Origin of the sequence: Bartonella sp. AP4SXKL (assembly GCF_042195845.1) — a bacterium.
GTDB lineage: Bacteria > Pseudomonadota > Alphaproteobacteria > Rhizobiales > Rhizobiaceae > Bartonella.
Genome location: NZ_JBHIPA010000075.1, coordinates 1 through 687, shown reverse-complemented (window position 1 = coordinate 687; position 687 = coordinate 1). Strand labels below are relative to the sequence as shown.

The window sequence follows — 687 nt, the reverse complement described above, 5'->3', positions numbered from 1 at the left end:
ATTTTGATTGCAAACCTTTTATCGGCTTGTGCATTAGCACCAAAGCTAAAACAGCCCAATGATAGGAACCGTGTGCCTAATTAATAAAACAATCCCTGCCAAAATCAAGCGAGGAGACAACGGAATCTCATAAACTGATTTATGAAGTTAATAATGTAATGGTCAGTCTTTCTAAATATGTGAAAATTAAAAGGTGTGAAATATGCAAAAGCTGATTATTATCATAGCGATTAGTGCTTTTCTTGGAACAACAAACTTAGCAAGAAGTAACACTCTTACTAAGCAAGGAGGAGGTCATAGCCGTTTTGCAGTTCCTACTATAGGGTCAGGAAATCTCGATTCAAGCAACAATTATAAACCAAAACCACCAAAAGGCTATGAGCCACCACGTAAACTTCCACCCGATATTAAAATTGACCTTTCTAATTTTGGAACGATGAGAAATCGCGTACCGTCCAAACCTAGTGGCTCTAAGCCATCTAACACACCTCCAATATCTCCCACAGCTCAGGTACCTAAATCAACTTTCGTATCTGCTCCATCAGCAAAATATCTGGAGCTTACTAATCTATTAAAAAAAGGGGAAATTATTGAGCTCTTAAAAAAACAGCTTGAGTTGAAAAAAGAACAACTTTCGCAAACAGAAAAAACCTATCAAGCTATAACAAAGAGTCAGAAAACAAACCC

Annotated in this window: 2 pseudogenes; both read left to right on the top strand. The window is 37.1% G+C overall.

What is annotated here, in order from left to right:
- Window positions 1-133: pseudogene (locus tag ACFIMI_RS09755) on the top strand (TrwH protein); the annotation flags it as partial.
- Between the two features lie 69 nt (window positions 134-202).
- Window positions 203-687, top strand: a pseudogene (locus tag ACFIMI_RS09750) (hypothetical protein); the annotation flags it as partial.